This is a genomic window from Levilactobacillus huananensis (genome assembly GCF_003946145.1).
In the GTDB taxonomy this organism is placed as follows: Bacteria; Bacillota; Bacilli; order Lactobacillales; family Lactobacillaceae; genus Levilactobacillus; species Levilactobacillus huananensis.
On sequence record NZ_RHOC01000002.1, the window covers coordinates 180,956 to 197,033 of the forward strand.

The following is a 16,078-nucleotide window of genomic DNA, read 5'->3' on the forward strand; positions in this document are numbered from 1 at the left end:
TTAAATAGTATATCGAAAGGGTGTTTTGGGCTAAAGCCTTTTTCACCCCCACAAGTAAAACTTGTGGTTGTATTTAACCTATTAATAATAAGACAAGGAGGACCGGCCATCTGCCGGTCCTCCTTGTCTTATTTTAGAATTTGGGTTGTTCCTGATTTTTTTGAACGAGTTTCTTGGGATCGATTGGCGTGCCTGCTACTGAAGTGCGGACAACAAAGACATCGATATCGGCCATCCGGCTGACATATGCCGTGACAGAACCTTCGACCATCCGGGCAACAGCGCTCATCCCAGTAGCCCCCAGCATGATTAAATCATTTCCATGGTCGCGAACGAATTCGTGGGCGATGACGGTTTTGGGATTTCCAAAGCGAACGTGAATGTTAAGATCCTTGAAACCGGTGGCTGCTGAAGTCGTTTCAACCAATGAAGTCAGGTAAGATGTCGCGTCGGTTGCCAATTCATGGATAACGTCACCCGGCATGGACCCGCTGGCATAAAAGCCGTAGTGGTTAATTCGGAGGACGTTGAGTAGGTCAATCGTCGCGTGATTCTGTTGCGCCACGGTGACAGCTTTCTTCAAGGCCAGTTCAGCTTGAATCGAGCCATCGACTGGGACCAAGATGCGTTGATAATCGTGTTCAATTTCCATAATGAACCCTCCTATTGCCGATGATGACCGCTAGGCGCGTCCACGTAAGGTGCATGTGGCGGTGGCCAGAGTATGGTCGGCTGCGTGGTGCATGAGATCATTTAGCCAGAAGCCTTCCGGTAGATCAAGGGTCTGGTCCAGAGCGTAGACGGTCAGGGTGTAATCGTGATCGGCGTCGGGTGGGAAGGGCCCTGTGTAATTTTGGAAAATCTGTGGATCAGTGTTCCCAACTAATGAGCCGGCATTGCTGTTGCGACCGTGAACGTGAGCAATCTGGTTAGTTCGAGATACATCGGCCGGAATCTCGCGTGTCATGCCAGGAAAGTTAGCAGCAATCCAATGAATCCAAGGGAAACCACAGACGGGAACGGCGTCGAAGTCGACGAGGCTTAATGCCAGTGTTTTAGTGCCAGCTGGCACATCCGTGAGGCTGATCGGAAACGACTTAACGGGATTACCACCATAAACGTTAGCCCCCGTCGCCTGCTTACTATATTCGGCAGCCAGAAAGCCGCCCTGTTCGGTTGGTACTGAAATCTTCATCCGAATCCCTCCTAAATGAAACCTAACTTCATTATACCGCAGGGAGAAAAACGACGCGAATATGCATTTGTGATGTATAAAGATACGTATGAGTGGCTTTTTACTAATAAAGTTTCAAAAAAGATTGTTATTTGGATAGAATGGCGTATCCTAAGACTCATGATGAACTCAGTGAAAGGAAGATGCCCATGACACCCCAGCAGAAAATTGAAATTTTACAACATTTGATTCAGATTCCTTCGGTCAATGATCACGAGACCGAGGTGGCAGATTACTTAGCCAGCCTGTTTGCTCCGTATCCGCAGGCTCAGGTGGAAAAAGTGCCTTACGCACCAGGAAGAGATAATCTGGTCGTAACGATCGGTGGCGCTGGACCCCAGTTGGGGTTGAGCGGCCACATGGATGTTGTGGCCCCCGGTGATGTTTCGGCCTGGCATCACGATCCATTTGGGGGTGAGGTTGTCGGCGACCAGCTCTTTGGTCGCGGCACCTCCGACATGAAGAGTGGTTTAGCGGCAATTACGATTGCCATGCTGGAGCTTTTGGAACAGAAGACGGCGCTCAAAGGGAGCGTTCGGTTGCTGGCCACGGTGGGTGAGGAGACTGGGGAATATGGCGCAGCGACACTGACCGATGCTGGTTATGCCGATCAACTTGACGGCCTGGTAATTGCTGAGCCCAGTGGTCTGGATCAGGTCGTCTATACGGCGCGGGGCGTCATTGATTACAAGGTCGTGTCGACTGGTAAGAGCAGTCATAGTGCCGAACCAGAAAAAGGCATCAATGCTATTGATAATCTCATGCAATTCTATAACGCTGTGGGGCCGTTGATGGCGCAGCATACCGAGGAAGATCTGGTCTTAGGCCACCTGTTACACAACGTCGATCTGATTTCCGGTGGCGAGCAGATTAACTCGATTCCGGCGCATGCCGAATTGATGGCAAACATGCGGACAATTCCGGCCACTCCCAACCAGGTCATCTATGATGAGCTAGAGAGCTTGATTGCCAAATTGAATCAACAGGACGGCGTCGATCTTAAATTAACCTATAGCTATCCTGAGGAGGCTATTCCGGGTGATCCCAATGCACCATTGGTTCAACTGGCCAAGCAAATCAGTGAAGCGGTTTGCCAACGACCAGTTCATGTCGTGGGATCTGGTGGAGCCAACGATGGTGCCGAATTTTTACGAGCCAAGGCCGACTTTACCAGCATCGAAATGGGGCCGGGAAGTGACACGTCCCATCAAGCCGATGAATATATCTCGATTACCGAATACTTACAAGCAATCACAGTTTATAAAAAACTAGTATCAGCGTTTTTTGACCAATGACAACCCCAGTAAAATAGGTCCCGCAATCCGCTTAATTTAAGAGGAGTTGCGGGGCTTTATCATTCAGTTAGGCCATTAAAATTAGCAAACTGATTAAGATTGATCAGAAGTCTTGGCAATTCGATCGAAACGGCTTATATTAATCATTAAATCATTGATGGGGAGCGGGTTCATATGGAAAAGAAACGACATCATCAGTGGCTGATTGTCTATCATTGGATCGTGACAATTCTGACACTCTGGTCGGTTGTCAACCTGGGAGGCCTCCTTTTCAAAATTGGAAATTATGCCCTAGAAATGGGAATTGCCAACGGCTTGCTGGTGGTTTTTGCCCTCGACTACTTTGTCCGGCTGATCACCACCAAGAATCGAAAAATCTTTCTGATTCATGCGGCTTTCGATCTACTGGGAATTATTCCCATGCACCCGGTCTTTGCGCTCTTTCGGCTGAGTCGGTTGGTTCGATTAATTCGATTTCACCATCTTTTTTGGCGCCTGGGAATTTCCGGCAGGTGGACGAAGGCCTTTCACCGCTTCATTTATAAAACAGGTTTTATTTATCTCTTTTCAATTAGTGTGGCTATTATTGTGTTAAGCGCCTTTCTTTTCTCACTGACCGAGAAGCAGTCACTGGCTAATTCCCTTTGGTGGGCGATTACGACCGCTACAACCGTTGGATACGGGGATGTGACGCCGCAGACAGCATTTGGAAAGATTATCGCGGCTATCCTGATGGTCGGCGGGGTTGGCTTTATTGGGTTATTGACCAGTACTATTGTTGATTTCGTCAACAACCGTGTCGCAGCGAGTGAGGATACACAGCAACAAGATGATATGGCCGAGTTGATGGGAGAGATTCGTACACTCACGTCGAAGGTTGATCGCCTACAAACGACGGTTAACCGGCTGAATAAGCAGACTAAGAAACGAGCGACGTCCAAGAAAACTAAAAAAACAGCGCCGGCAAGGTCTGGTGACGGGGTCGAGAAATACGAAACAACGAGCAACTAAAAAACGAGTCTAGGCAGTTGCCTAGACTCGTTTTAGATTCTAATGAATGAACTGTAAATTGTAATTGCCTTGTCCATCAGACGTAATGGTATATGTCGTATAGCCGGCTTGAAGCCATTGATTCTTGGAAGCCTGTGCCCAATTTTGGGCGTCGGCAACCGAGGAGAAGGTGTGGACGTCATCGAAGGAATTCGAACCGCTACTTTCCTTAGAGGAACTGGTTTCGGATGATTTGGTCGATGCCCGATCGAGGAGCTGTTGCTCGCGGTCTTGAACGGCGTCATTTGATTCGTCGTTGATAATGTCTTGTAATTTTTGTTTCTGAGTGACGGTAAGGCCATTATCGTTGTACGCGTCATACTTCTTCTTAAAAATGTCGTAGGCCGTCTGTTCCGAGTTGGAAGACGACTTAGCGGCAATCGAGGCACTGTCGCTAGAAGAAGCGGCGGTGTTCGAAGCTGAGTTGTTATGATGTGAGATGGCCAGGACTAACAGAATGGCGATTGCCAGTGTGATTAGTGTCATAACCCAGGGCCACCAACGACGAGGACGCTTACGTCGCTGCCGCGTAGGGTGTTCGGGGTCCTGATTAAAATTATACCGTTGTACGCGTGATTTTGGTTCTTGGTTGTTCAACTGAAAAACCTCCATGTCCAGAACGGTGTGAAAAAACAAGCTTGTCGCCGAGACGACAAACTACCACACCTTCCATAGTACCTCAAAAAGTGATCAGAAGAAAATGTTAACGTCTCATTTGCCACATTTCTAATCTTTTGGCCACCGAAAAAGGGACGTGTATTGTATGATAGGAGTGGATCAAAGTTTGAAAGGTGGTTTTAATTTTGCACAATGAAATTCCAGTATTACCTTTAAATAACAATAACCGCATTCCCCAATTGGGATTAGGGGTATTCCAGGTGGATAACGCCGAAGATACCAAGGATGCCGTTAAATGGGCCCTGGCTGCGGGCTACCGCCACATTGACACCGCTGCATACTATGGTAACGAACAGTGGGTTGGTGAGGCGATTCGCGAGAGTGATGTCAAACGTGAGGATATCTTCGTGACGTCTAAGCTTTGGAACAACGAGCGGGGTTACGATGAGACCAAGGCGGCCTTCCAACGGACCCTGGACAAGTTGGGCTTTGACTATCTTGATATGTTCCTAATTCATTGGCCAGCACCCGGCTTTACTGAAAGCTGGCGGGCTATGGAAGACCTCTACAAGGCCGGTAAGATTAAGAATATTGGGGTCTCAAACTTCAACCGCTCACACATTGAGAAATTGATGGAGACCGCCACAGTTAAGCCAGTGGTCGATCAGATTGAGACGCACCCGTACTTCCAGCAGAAGGAATTGCATGACTACCTGGAGACACAAGGCATCTTGCATGAAGCCTGGAGTCCACTCGGTGGTGGTCGTAACAACGCACTGACGGACCCAGTTATCAATGAGTTAGCAGCGGCTCACGATGTGAGTGCCGCTCAGATCATCTTACGTTGGCACGTGCAACGGGAAGAAATTGTGATTCCTAAGTCAACGCATAAGGATCGCATCCAACAGAACCGCGACATCTTTGCCTTTGGTTTGGATGAGGATGAAATGCGGGCCATCAGTGCCCTCGATGCTGGCAAACGAGTTGGTCCCGATCCAGCGGATGAGGCATGGTTAAAGCAGTCTCAGACTTACGACGGCCGGAAGTAATTATCGGTAAGGCGGAATCTGTTGTTTCTTGGCGAGGGGTTCCAATTGTTCAGTGAGTCGATTAGTCACTGCTAGAGGAATCCCGGCGAAGGGACTAAAAAAATGAGGATGATCTGGGTCGGGAACGTCCTGGGTCTCCTTTAATTTAGGAACTAAAGCGACTAGGTCATCCTTGTGATAACCTAGTTTTTTTGCGTAGTAAATGACTTCGCGATAGCTGACGTTTTTAAAATAAAAATAGTAGCAAAGGCCGGCCACAACGACGACCCAAAAGATGGTCCATTCAAGGCCAATTTGGCTGGGATTTAAAAAGCCAGTGAGAACAGCAGCTAAGATAAAGGCGACGTAAATCACAGTTGAGACGATAGCCCAGGTTTGTTTATGTGTCATAATAGGTTCCTCAATTCTCGTTTGGTTTGGTCTAATCTTACGTGGTTTATCAGGTGAATTTCAAGCGATTTTATTAAATGGTCTAGTAAACTTTCCCCATTGAAGGCCTAGACGTGTATAATAACACAGTATTGTTAGATGTGACCGGGTATTTGTGGTCACGGATTGGCGGATACGAGGCGATTGGGCCTTGTCCGTTACCGGATTAATTGATTAATGGATCGTGTAATTGATTTTATTCAAATTTAGTGAATATATACATGAATGCTGATTTTAGCTGCAGATACATTAATCACAGTAAAGATAGTAAGCGCAGATGAAAATTGCTTAGAGATTGAGAGGGTGACGAATTGAATTTGAGTTTTGAAACCATTCAGCCGATGGATTACGATCAGGTAGACCAAGTGGTTGCCGCCGCTTTCGCTCCCGTTGCTGAAAGTACGGGGAACGAGGTCGATCTGATTCATCGAATCCGCGATACCTATGATTATCAACCAAGCCTAGAGGTTGTAGCCAAGCCTTCAATTGACCATGTGGTGGCTCATGGCTTATTGAGTCCCGTCACGATTCGGGGAAACTGGCACACGACAACGATTGTTGCCTTGGCCCCCTTAGCCGTTGCTCCGGACTGGCAAGGACAAGCGATCGGCAGTGAACTTTTGAGTGAGCTGGAGGCACGGGCTCGTCAAGCTGGTTTTGGAGCCGTCAGTGTTGTCGGTGACACGACCTATTATGGTCGTCGTGGCTATGTCATGGCAGAAGATTTTGCCATTCATAACACGTTACCTGTTCCTATGGGGAACAGTTTGATTAAGCCCTTGACCCCCGGGGCTCTGGCCCATGTTGGTGGTATGTTGGAATACCCAGCTGCCTTTAACTAAATTTTGGATTAGAGGTTGACGGTCTTTTCTCATCGTGCTATTATCAAATCAATCAAATAACGAACGCTAATTTCCATTACCAAGTAGCGTGTCATCTGTGGGTCAGAAAGTCGGTGGTTGCTGCGAACCGATCAGGGTGATTACGACGAAATACAGTGGAATGTCCTGTTACGGCAGGCGGAGAATAACTAGAACCGTTACCTTCTAGTGAGTGGAGTTGACTGGGTCTAGAACCAGTCTCTCAAGCTGGGTGGTACCACGGTTGAAGTCTAATCGTCCCTGTTGCAATGATGATTGCAGCGGGGGCGATTTTTTTATACTTTAAATTCAGCATAATTCATAAGAGGAGCGATTTTGATGAGAGAAAACAAAAAAGAATGGCGGGCTGTTAGCTTTGGCGAAGCCCTAACGATTTTATTAGTAATGTTATTGGTGATGGGACTGGGTGTCATTAAATTTGGTCTTTCTCCCATGACGCCCGTGCTCCTGGTGATTGCCTTAGTTATGCTTTGGGCAAAGCTACGAGGGGCAGAATGGGATGATATCCATAATGGGATTATCGATGGTATTAAGACGGGGATTATTCCCATCTTCATCTTTCTGTTAATCGGGGCACTAATCAGTGTCTGGATTGCTGCTGGCATTATTCCTTCTATGATGGTCTTTGGGTTCCACTTGATTTCCGCTCAGTGGTTCGTTCCTTCCGTCTTTCTAGTTTGTGCTATCATCGGAACTTCTATCGGAAGTGCCTTTACCATCATCTCTACAATTGGAATTGCGCTCTTCGGGATGGGGACCACAATGGGATTCAATCCAGCCTTAGTTGCTGGGGCCATCATCTCTGGTGCCATTTTTGGGGATAAGACGTCACCCTTGTCTGATTCAACCAACCTGGCTTCAGCGATTGCCGAGTCTGAACTCTTCGCGCACATCAAGAACCTGATGTGGTCAACGATTCCCGCTTTCATTGTTTCGCTTATCCTGTACTTCTTCATGGGAAGTGGTGCCTCAGATACGAACGCCTTAGGCAAGATTAATTCAACGATTACCACGTTAAATACGCACTTTACGATTACCTGGTGGGCTGCTTTACCTATCATTGTGATGTTTGTCTGCGCTTGGCGGAAGATTCCGGCCATTGCGACTTTGTTCTTGAACGTCGTCTTAGGTGTCGTCATGATCTTTATTGAAAAACCAAGTACGTCACTGAAGAGTGTGGCAACCATGATCGAATCTGGTTTCGTCGCTAAAACCGGAAACGCTAGTGTTGATGCCTTACTGACTCGTGGTGGGATCAGTGCCATGATGTCGACCGTATCCCTGATTATTCTGACTTTGACCTTAGGAGGCCTGCTGATGAAGTTTAACATCATTCAGACTGCCATGGTGCCATTGGCCAAGCGTTTGAAGGGAACGGGGGCTGTGGTAACGGCAGCTATTCTCTCCGGAATTGGGGTTAACATCTTTGTTGGGGAACAATACCTCTCCGTTATCTTACCTGGGAAGGCCTTCAAGCAGACCTTCAACGACCATGGCTTGGACAACCTTGCCTTGAGCCGAGTCTTAGAAGATGGCGGAACTGTGATTAATTACTTGGTTCCTTGGGGTGTTGCGGCCGTCTTCGCTGCCAACACGTTGGGGGTTTCCACGTTAGCCTACTTGCCATTCTGTTTCTTCAGTCTACTTTCCCCAGTCTTCTCTATCCTGAGTGGGTTTACCGGTGTTGGTCTAAAGCGGCTACCTGCCTCAGACGATCAGAGTACGACATCCGCAACGATGGCGGCGAGTGGTCGTTAAAATTTAATGATTAGCAAAAAAGCTCGAGATATTATCTCGGGCTTTTTTAGTCGGCTGGTACTTGGGTGTAGATATAGTCTGCAGCGGCGAGATCCAGTGAAATGGCAGGGTGATCGGGCCAGTCAATGTAGAGCAGATTGAGTGCTGGATCTTGCTTGATGAGATGGATGGGTTGGCCTAATGGTAGCGCTAAATGTTCTAGGTAGGTGATCATATCCGGTGTCTCTAAATAGTGGTGAAAGACAACCGTTGTATCAGGATTGACTTCACTGAGTCGAGTCATCTGCGAGTCATTTAGAACTTCGGTGGGGTTGAGACTGCCACCGAAGGGACTGGTCTGTGGGTGATCCAAGAAAGTTGCCAGAGCCGTGGTGGTTTCTGGTGTCAGAGTTGCCGACATCGCCCAGGCTTGCTTAGGAATTAGCGGTAATGGTAGGTTGAGTTGTTGTGCTAAGAAAACTTCACAGAGACGGTAGCGGATGAGAAGTTTTCCTGCCAGATGACGGCCTTTGGTGGTCAGAGTCACCCCAGTGTAACGCCGGCGATGGACCCAGCCGGCTCGTTGTAAGTGGCGAGTCATCTCCGTGACGGATGCGGGTGATACCTGAGCGAAACGAATGACTTGTTTATTGCTGACACGCGGTCGAGCAAAGTTACACTCGGCAATGATTCGCAGGTATTTATTTTGTTGACGTAACATGGTCATCAACTCCCCAAAGTTGTTGAAAGTTTAAGTGTGCCTAAAAAATTAGTTCTCATTTAGAACTTTAACGATTGCTGTGTGAAAAAGCAACCCTTTTTTTAAGAGGCTAAATCTATTTGGGGAAATTCGATTGTTCAAAACGAAAATGTTGATAGAGTAGCGTTTGTTATTAAAATTTTCGAATATTTGATCGAAATTGTATCGAGATAGCATGGCGGCTAGATTGGCGGGAAATCAATATGAAAGCGCTATATATAAGCATAAATTTATTAATATCCGGACAAATAAATGTTATGTCACCCTAAAATTCTATTTGATTTGTCTGAACATTAAGGTACAATGATCTGTGTAGGAGATAGAAGGGGGTTTTAGTTATGAGCGATACACCAAAGAAACATAAGCTCATTGAGTACGCCAACGGGCGATCACTCGAAGAAATCAACGGTACCGTCAAAGTACCGAAGGGTAAGGGGTTCTGGAAAACATTATTTATGTATTCGGGGCCTGGCGCATTAGTCGCAGTGGGATACATGGATCCAGGTAACTGGTCTACGTCAATTACCGGTGGTCAAAACTTTCAATATCTATTGATGTCAATTATCTTGATCTCAAGTTTGATTGCGATGTTACTGCAATACATGGCAGCTAAACTTGGTATCGTGAGTCAGATGGATTTGGCCCAAGCCATTCGGGCCAGAACCAGCAAATCCCTCGGGATCGTTTTATGGATCATGACGGAGTTTGCCATCATGGCAACTGATATTGCCGAAGTTATTGGGGCCGCAATTGCTCTGTATCTGCTGTTCCACATTCCGTTAATTATTGCGGTATTTATTACGGTTTTAGATGTTTTGCTCTTATTGTTATTAACCAAGATTGGGTTTCGGAAGATCGAAGCCATTGTGGTTTGTTTAATTTTGGTGATCCTGGTCGTCTTTGCCTACGAAGTGGCCTTGTCATCACCTAACTGGGGTGGCGTCTTTGCCGGATTGATTCCAAGCATGAAGACAATTTCTTCTACGCCACACATTGGGGGACAAACGCCACTTAGTGGATCCTTAGGGATCATTGGGGCGACGGTAATGCCACATAACCTGTACCTGCACTCCGCCATCTCACAAACACGTGAGATTGACCATAATGACGAGGAAGATGTGGCAAGAACGGTTCGCTTTACCAGCTGGGATTCCAACATCCAACTGACACTGGCTTTCTTTGTTAATGCTCTCCTCTTGGTCATGGGGGTTGCTGTGTTCAAGAGTGGGTCTGTCAAGGATCCTTCATTCTTCGGCTTGTTCCAAGCCTTGTCTGACACTAGCACCATGAGTAACGGTGTCCTGGCCAGTGTTGCACGGACTGGTGTCCTCTCAACGCTATTTGCTGTCGCCTTGCTGGCTTCAGGTCAGAATTCAACAATTACGGGAACTTTGACTGGGCAAGTCATCATGGAAGGCTTTGTTCACATGCGAATGCCACTGTGGTTACGCCGTTTGGTCACCCGGTTGATATCTGTAATTCCAGTAATTATCTGTGTTCTGTTGACTAGTGGGAAGAGTGCAATTGATGAACATGAAGCGTTAAACGATTTAATGAATAATTCGCAAGTCTTCTTAGCCTTTGCTTTACCGTTCTCGATGCTGCCGTTGCTGATGATGACGGACAGCAAGGTTGAGATGGGGCAACGGTTTAAGAACTCATTGTGGATCAAGATTTTGGGATGGATTTCCGTCCTCTTGCTAACGGGTCTTAATCTGATTAATATGCCGGCTTCAGTTCAAGCCTTTTATGGGGATGGTATTACGACAAGTCAGATGGCAGTTGCCAATAGCATTGCCTACGGCCTGGATGCTGCAATTCTGGCCTTGTTAGTTTGGACGATCTGGGAACTTCACCTTGGTAGTCAGCGGTTAGAGGCCCAATTAGCTGCTGATGCTAAAGGCACAACCGACAAGGAGGCCAAATAATGGCAACCACTTTTAAACGAATTTTAGTTGGTGTGGATGACTCCGAAGACGCTCTTCTAGCGTTCGACTATGCGATTCATCAAGCCAAGCGTGACCAAGCGGAATTGGTGATTGTGTCCGTGTTGGAAAACGATGACATGAACATTTATCAGGCCCTGGATAGTGACTACATCCATGGCGAACGTGATGCGCTGAAGGCGCACATCAAGACCTATCAGAAGCAAGCCGAAGATGCTGGTTTGACTGCTCTTAAGGTTGTCGTTGCAGAAGGTGAACCTGGGGAAACGATCGTGAAGAACGTCATTCCTCACGTGGAACCAGATTTATTGGTTATCGGTTCAATTGCCAAGAAGGGTGTCAGCCGGCACTTTGGGAGCCAGGCGGCCTATATGGCAAAGTACGCCAAGATTTCTGTAATGGTTGTGCGTTAAGCCAAAGTAAATTTTGTTAAGGCAAGGTCCTCGCGATTGCGAGGGCCTTTTTTTGTATTGGAGGATAATTAAACGCCTGACGTAACAGAACCAGAATTAATGGTTCGTAGGTAATAATACGGTACACTGTGGCTAACTAAGGATGTGGGTATCGTTAGTGATTTTAGAGTAGGGGGGATTGTCATGACAACCATATTTAAACGGATTTTGGTGGGGGTCGATGATTCGGAAGATGCCTTGTTAGCGTTTCGTTACGCGATTCAACAGGCGAAACGTGATGATGCGGAACTTGTGATTGTATCGGTACTCGAGGCCGATAAGATGAATATTTATGAGGCCCTGGATAAGGACTATATTCATGGCGAATTCGATGAGCTTGAGGAACACGTGCGTGACTACCAGAAGGCTGCCGAATCGGCTGGCGTCGCCGATGTTCGTATGATGGTGGCAGAAGGGGAACCCGGCGAGACCATCGTGAAAGATGTCATTCCAGACGTTAAACCTGATCTCTTAATTATTGGGTCGCTGGCTAAGAAGGGTGTTAGTCGTCACTTCGGAAGTCAGGCGGCGTACATGGCAAAATATGCCCCAGTTTCCGTGATGGTGGTGCGGCATTAAAGCGGATTGTGGTTATTTGGGCGACATAATAAAAAAAGTCCCACGAAGATCACCAGGATCCTCGTGGGACTTTCGTTAAATTAAGCGTTAGTAGCTGTCACCATTCATGATGGAACTCTTCACGATGACATAATCCACCGTCCGAATGTCGAGCAGATTGCGTCCACCAGCATAAGAAATAGAAGATTGCAGGTCTTCGTGCATGGCATTCAGGGTATTGGCAATGTCACCACGGAATGGCACTAACATCTGCTTACCTTCTACATTACGATAAGCACCCTTTTGTTTTTCAGAAGCAGAACCCCAGTACTGCTTGAAGGTCCGGCCGTCAATGGTTAGAAGGTTACCAGGCGACTGTTCGTGACCGGCGAGCATGGATCCAATCATCACCATGCTGGCGCCGAAGCGCACAGACTTGGCGATATCACCGTTGTAACGGATCCCACCATCGGCGATGATGGGCTTGCGAGCGGCCTTGGCACAGAGTCGCAGGGCGGCTAATTGCCAGCCACCAGTACCGAAACCAGTTTTGAGCTTGGTGATGCAGGCCTTACCAGGTCCAATACCAACCTTAGTGGCGTCTGCGCCAGCGTTTTCCAGTTCGCGCACGGCTTCAGGTGTACCGACATTACCGGCAATCAAGAAGGTCGAGGGCATGGTTGTCTTAATCTTCTTAATCATTCGGATGACGGCATCACTGTGGCCGTGGGCAATATCAATCGTGATATATTCGGGAATTAGGTCGGCTTCTGCCAGTTCATCGATGAAAGTCTGTTCATCGGGTTTAACCCCCACACTGATGGAAGCAAAGAGTGACTTGGCATGCATCCGGGCAATGAAACCCCGCCGTTCTTTGGGCTGGAAACGGTGCATCACATAGAAGTAGTCATTTTGTGCAAGCCAAATGGCTAACGGTTCGTTAATGACCGTTTCCATATTGGCCGGAACAACTGGAATTTTGAACCGATGGGGCCCAAATTCGATGCTGGTATCGGCTTCAGAACGACTATCGATGACGCATTTGTTGGGAACAAGTTGAATATCTTCGTAGTCAAACACTTCGGTTGGATGCATGGCAATCACTCCTTGATAAGGTTAGGCGTTCCAAACGGATTGGAGCACATTAGTTTGTTCACGGTCGGGACCGACAGACAGAGTTGCAATGTCGACACCGACGAGTTCGGTCAGGCGCTTCACATAGTTTTGTGCGTTGATTGGCAGGTCTTCGATAGACTTGCACTGGGTAATGTCTTCAGTCCAGCCTGGGAGTTCTTCGTAAATGGGTTCGCAGGCGGCTAAGGCAGTTAGACTAGCTGGGTAGTGATAGATGGTTTCGCCATTCAAGCTGTAAGCTTTGCAGATCTTGACAGTCTTGAGACCGGTCAGGACATCGAGACAGTTGAGGGACAGGGTTGTCAGTCCAGAAACACGCTTGGCGTGGCGAAGGACAACGCTGTCGAACCAACCAATTCGACGAGGACGTTTCGTAACTGTTCCGTATTCGTGGCCGGTTTCTCGAATAGTGTCGCCGATTTCATCGAATAATTCGGTTGGGAATGGGCCGTCACCGACGCGAGACGTGTAAGCTTTGCAGACACCGACGACGTGATCAATCTTAGTTGGGCCAACACCGGCACCAATAGTTACGCCACCTGCAACCGGGTTTGAGGACGTCACGAATGGGTAAGTCCCGTGATCGATATCTAACATGACCCCTTGAGCACCTTCAAACAGGACATTCTTACCGGCATCGATGGCATCGTTGATGACCACGGATGTGTCGGTAACGTGACTCTTGATTTGTTGACCCAAGGCGTAGTATTCATTGAAGACGTCGTCAAAATCGAGTGGTGCGACGTTGTAGAGTTTGGTTAACACGTTATTTTTTTCAATTAAGTTTTGACGTAATTTATCGGCGAAAATGTCGTGATCCAATAGATCCGCAATTCGAATTCCGATTCGTTCGGCCTTATCCATATAAGCTGGACCGATTCCCTTGTTGGTGGTACCAATCTTGTTTTCCTTGGCCTTTTCTTGAGCCTGATCTAACAAGATGTGATAGGGCAGAATCACGTGAGCGCGATCAGAAATCCGAAGATTGTCGGTCGAGACGCCATTTTCGTGGAGGTAAGTCAGTTCTTCAATCAGTGACTTTGGATTGACGACAACACCGTTACCGATGACACTCAATTTATCCGCGTAGAAAATTCCAGAAGGAATCAAGCGTAATTTGAAAGTCTGACCGTTAAAGACGATAGTATGACCGGCGTTATCACCACCCTGGTAGCGGGCAATGACATCAGCCTTCTCACTTAGAAAATCCGTGATCTTTCCTTTACCTTCATCGCCCCATTGACTACCAACTACTACTGTTGATGACATAACAACACCTCATCGCTTTATTTTACTGAGCCGAACGCCCAGCAAGATTCAGTGTACCAAGTTCGGATTTAAAAATCAAGCGAAATGCGAACTATTTTTAAATAAATAGTGATAAAAGTTCTGAATATTCAGCGAAGAAACGAATTATCCCCTTAAATAGTCGTTGGATGCTGGCTAAAATGGGATGAACTATGATATGATAGCCAATGGCGTAATACACTAACTATAAAATTAATGTTCGTCTTTTAATTCTTTTCTGATATAGGAGGAAACGCATGTTAGAACGTTATACCCGTCCGGAAATGGGCCAAATTTGGTCATTAGAAAATCAGTATCAATCCTGGCTGGCTGTCGAAGTTGCCATTGATGAAGCCTGGGCTCAGGTCGGTGAGGTACCAGTCGCCGATGCCCAGAAGATTCGCGAACACGCGACATTTGACGTTGACCGCATCGCTGAAATTGAAGCGGTCACCCATCATGATATGGTTGCCTTCACGCGAAATGTTTCAGAATCTCTCGGGGCTGAACGCAAGTGGATTCACTTTGGGGTTACGAGTACCGACGTCGTAGACACGGCGCAGGGGGTTCGGTTAAAGCAAGCGAATACGCAAATTCGACAGAGCTTGACGACATTGATTGAAACACTTGGCAATATGGCGCGACAATATAAGGATACGGTCATGATCGGCCGGACCCATGGGGTTCAAGCTGAACCGACAACGTTTGGCTTGAAGATTGCTCGCTTCTACGCGGAGATGCAACGTAACTTGGATCGGTTTGATCGAGTGACAGCTGGCGTCGAGACCGGTAAAATCAGTGGGGCCGTCGGGACGTTTGCTAACGTACCACCTGAGGTTGAAACCTACGTTTGTGAGAACTTAGGTCTAACGCCACAGCCCATTGCTAGTCAGGTCTTACCACGCGATCTCCATGCTGATTATGTCGCGACCTTAGCTCTGATTGGGACGAGTGTAGAGAACATTGCCACTGAGATTCGTGGCCTGCAACGTTCGGAGATTCATGAGGTTGAAGAACATTTTAACCCCGGCCAGAAGGGATCCTCAGCGATGCCACACAAACGTAACCCGATTGGTTCTGAAAATGTGACGGGTTTGGCACGGGTTTTGCGGGGAACCATGGTGACAGCTTATGAAGACGTCAGTCTCTGGCATGAACGTGACATCTCTCATTCTTCCGCAGAACGTATGATTTTACCGGAGAGTACAACGTTACTGGATTACATGTTGCATCGAATCAATCGTATTTTGACCAACTTAGATGTTTTTCCAGAGACGATGCTGGCAAATATGAATCGCACTTATGGTCTGATTTACAGTCAACGGCTACTGTTGAAGTTAATTGAATCTGGGTTGAGTCGTGAGGACGCGTACGACCTGGTTCAACCGTTGACGGCCCAAGCTTGGGATCAACAGGTTCAGTTTCGGCCATTAGTTGAGGCTAACGCAGACATTACTGCACGGCTGACGCCGGATCAGATCGCCGATGCTTTTGACTATCATTACCATTTGCGGCGAATTGATTTGATTTTTAAACGGCTTGGCTTAAATTAATTCCAAAATTATGAGGACAAAACAAAAAGAACTCATTAGGAGTTCTTTTTGTTTGAAATCCGGAAGTATTCCGAAACCGCTTTACGTCTGCAAGT

Annotated in this window: 16 protein-coding genes; 9 read left to right on the plus strand and 7 right to left on the minus strand. The window is 47.3% G+C overall.

Annotated features, from left to right (window positions below; all coding sequences use genetic code 11):
- Positions 1-133: 133 nt before the first annotated feature.
- Together EKM71_RS02865 and EKM71_RS02870 are read right to left on the minus strand one after the other, a co-directional pair.
- Entirely contained in the window at positions 134-652 is a 519-nt protein-coding gene (locus tag EKM71_RS02865; RefSeq protein ID WP_125573168.1) for a universal stress protein, read from the minus strand.
- A gap of 30 nt (positions 653-682) precedes the next feature.
- Complete coding sequence (locus EKM71_RS02870) at positions 683-1,195, minus strand: YbhB/YbcL family Raf kinase inhibitor-like protein (protein WP_125573169.1); 513 nt, start codon at positions 1,193-1,195, stop codon at positions 683-685.
- Between the two features lie 188 nt (positions 1,196-1,383).
- Between EKM71_RS02870 and EKM71_RS02875 the strand changes: the two genes are divergently transcribed.
- Together EKM71_RS02875 and EKM71_RS02880 are read left to right on the plus strand one after the other, a co-directional pair.
- A complete protein-coding gene (locus tag EKM71_RS02875) occupies positions 1,384-2,529 on the plus strand; it encodes an ArgE/DapE family deacylase (protein ID WP_125573170.1) in 1,146 nt (381 codons plus the stop codon).
- 174 nt (positions 2,530-2,703) lie between these two features.
- Positions 2,704-3,540, plus strand: coding sequence for a potassium channel family protein (locus tag EKM71_RS02880; protein WP_125573171.1), 837 nt, complete (start codon positions 2,704-2,706; stop codon positions 3,538-3,540).
- 39 nt (positions 3,541-3,579) lie between these two features.
- Here the strand turns inward: EKM71_RS02880 and EKM71_RS02885 are convergent, their stop codons facing one another.
- A complete protein-coding gene (locus tag EKM71_RS02885) occupies positions 3,580-4,176 on the minus strand; it encodes a hypothetical protein (protein ID WP_125573172.1) in 597 nt (198 codons plus the stop codon).
- Between the two features lie 206 nt (positions 4,177-4,382).
- Here EKM71_RS02885 and EKM71_RS02890 point away from each other — a divergent pair, with 206 nt between their 5' ends.
- Complete coding sequence (locus EKM71_RS02890) at positions 4,383-5,246, plus strand: aldo/keto reductase (protein WP_125573173.1); 864 nt, start codon at positions 4,383-4,385, stop codon at positions 5,244-5,246.
- Here EKM71_RS02890 and EKM71_RS02895 read toward each other — a convergent pair whose 3' ends face one another.
- A complete protein-coding gene (locus tag EKM71_RS02895; protein ID WP_125573174.1) occupies positions 5,247-5,636 on the minus strand; it encodes a hypothetical protein in 390 nt (129 codons plus the stop codon).
- Positions 5,637-5,986: 350 nt separating this feature from the next.
- Here EKM71_RS02895 and EKM71_RS02900 point away from each other — a divergent pair, with 350 nt between their 5' ends.
- Both EKM71_RS02900 and nhaC read left to right on the plus strand, forming a co-directional pair.
- Entirely contained in the window at positions 5,987-6,517 is a 531-nt protein-coding gene (locus EKM71_RS02900; RefSeq protein ID WP_125573175.1) for a GNAT family N-acetyltransferase, read from the plus strand.
- A gap of 357 nt (positions 6,518-6,874) precedes the next feature.
- Positions 6,875-8,314, plus strand: a complete 1,440-nt coding sequence (gene nhaC / locus EKM71_RS02905; protein WP_125573176.1) for a Na+/H+ antiporter NhaC — start codon at positions 6,875-6,877, stop codon at positions 8,312-8,314.
- Between the two features lie 46 nt (positions 8,315-8,360).
- On the opposite strand, the gene EKM71_RS02910 is transcribed toward nhaC, so the two are convergent.
- Positions 8,361-9,014, minus strand: coding sequence for a metal-dependent transcriptional regulator (locus EKM71_RS02910; RefSeq protein WP_125573177.1), 654 nt, complete (start codon positions 9,012-9,014; stop codon positions 8,361-8,363).
- 377 nt (positions 9,015-9,391) lie between these two features.
- On the opposite strand from EKM71_RS02910, the gene EKM71_RS02915 reads away from it, so the two are divergent.
- From EKM71_RS02915 to EKM71_RS02925, 3 genes are all read left to right on the plus strand, one after another.
- On the plus strand, positions 9,392-10,981 hold the full coding sequence (locus EKM71_RS02915) for an Nramp family divalent metal transporter (protein WP_125573178.1): 1,590 nt from the start codon (positions 9,392-9,394) through the stop codon (positions 10,979-10,981).
- Positions 10,981-11,412 (plus strand): universal stress protein, encoded by a 432-nt coding sequence (locus tag EKM71_RS02920; RefSeq protein WP_125573179.1) that lies wholly within the window; start codon positions 10,981-10,983, stop codon positions 11,410-11,412. Before EKM71_RS02915 ends, EKM71_RS02920 begins: the two co-directional genes overlap by 1 nt.
- Positions 11,413-11,595: 183 nt before the next feature.
- Entirely contained in the window at positions 11,596-12,030 is a 435-nt protein-coding gene (locus EKM71_RS02925) for a universal stress protein (RefSeq protein WP_125573180.1), read from the plus strand.
- Positions 12,031-12,117: 87 nt separating this feature from the next.
- Here EKM71_RS02925 and EKM71_RS02930 read toward each other — a convergent pair whose 3' ends face one another.
- A complete protein-coding gene (locus EKM71_RS02930; protein ID WP_125573181.1) occupies positions 12,118-13,104 on the minus strand; it encodes a GMP reductase in 987 nt (328 codons plus the stop codon).
- A 21-nt stretch (positions 13,105-13,125) separates the two neighbouring features.
- On the minus strand, positions 13,126-14,412 hold the full coding sequence (locus tag EKM71_RS02935; RefSeq protein WP_125573182.1) for an adenylosuccinate synthase: 1,287 nt from the start codon (positions 14,410-14,412) through the stop codon (positions 13,126-13,128).
- A 275-nt stretch (positions 14,413-14,687) separates the two neighbouring features.
- Between EKM71_RS02935 and purB the strand changes: the two genes are divergently transcribed.
- On the plus strand, positions 14,688-15,983 hold the full coding sequence (purB, locus tag EKM71_RS02940; RefSeq protein WP_125573183.1) for an adenylosuccinate lyase: 1,296 nt from the start codon (positions 14,688-14,690) through the stop codon (positions 15,981-15,983).
- Positions 15,984-16,078 lie beyond the last annotated feature (95 nt).

Coding starts and splice junctions, on each gene's coding strand:
- EKM71_RS02865 (WP_125573168.1), bottom strand. CDS start 652: ATGGAAATTGAACACGATTATCAACGCATCTTGGTCCCAGTCGATGGC.
- EKM71_RS02870 (WP_125573169.1), bottom strand. CDS start 1,195: ATGAAGATTTCAGTACCAACCGAACAGGGCGGCTTTCTGGCTGCCGAA.
- EKM71_RS02875 (WP_125573170.1), top strand. CDS start 1,384: ATGACACCCCAGCAGAAAATTGAAATTTTACAACATTTGATTCAGATT.
- EKM71_RS02880 (WP_125573171.1), top strand. CDS start 2,704: ATGGAAAAGAAACGACATCATCAGTGGCTGATTGTCTATCATTGGATC.
- EKM71_RS02895 (WP_125573174.1), bottom strand. CDS start 5,636: ATGACACATAAACAAACCTGGGCTATCGTCTCAACTGTGATTTACGTC.
- nhaC (WP_125573176.1), top strand. CDS start 6,875: ATGAGAGAAAACAAAAAAGAATGGCGGGCTGTTAGCTTTGGCGAAGCC.
- EKM71_RS02910 (WP_125573177.1), bottom strand. CDS start 9,014: ATGTTACGTCAACAAAATAAATACCTGCGAATCATTGCCGAGTGTAAC.
- EKM71_RS02915 (WP_125573178.1), top strand. CDS start 9,392: ATGAGCGATACACCAAAGAAACATAAGCTCATTGAGTACGCCAACGGG.
- EKM71_RS02920 (WP_125573179.1), top strand. CDS start 10,981: ATGGCAACCACTTTTAAACGAATTTTAGTTGGTGTGGATGACTCCGAA.
- EKM71_RS02925 (WP_125573180.1), top strand. CDS start 11,596: ATGACAACCATATTTAAACGGATTTTGGTGGGGGTCGATGATTCGGAA.
- EKM71_RS02930 (WP_125573181.1), bottom strand. CDS start 13,104: ATGCATCCAACCGAAGTGTTTGACTACGAAGATATTCAACTTGTTCCC.
- EKM71_RS02935 (WP_125573182.1), bottom strand. CDS start 14,412: ATGTCATCAACAGTAGTAGTTGGTAGTCAATGGGGCGATGAAGGTAAA.
- purB (WP_125573183.1), top strand. CDS start 14,688: ATGTTAGAACGTTATACCCGTCCGGAAATGGGCCAAATTTGGTCATTA.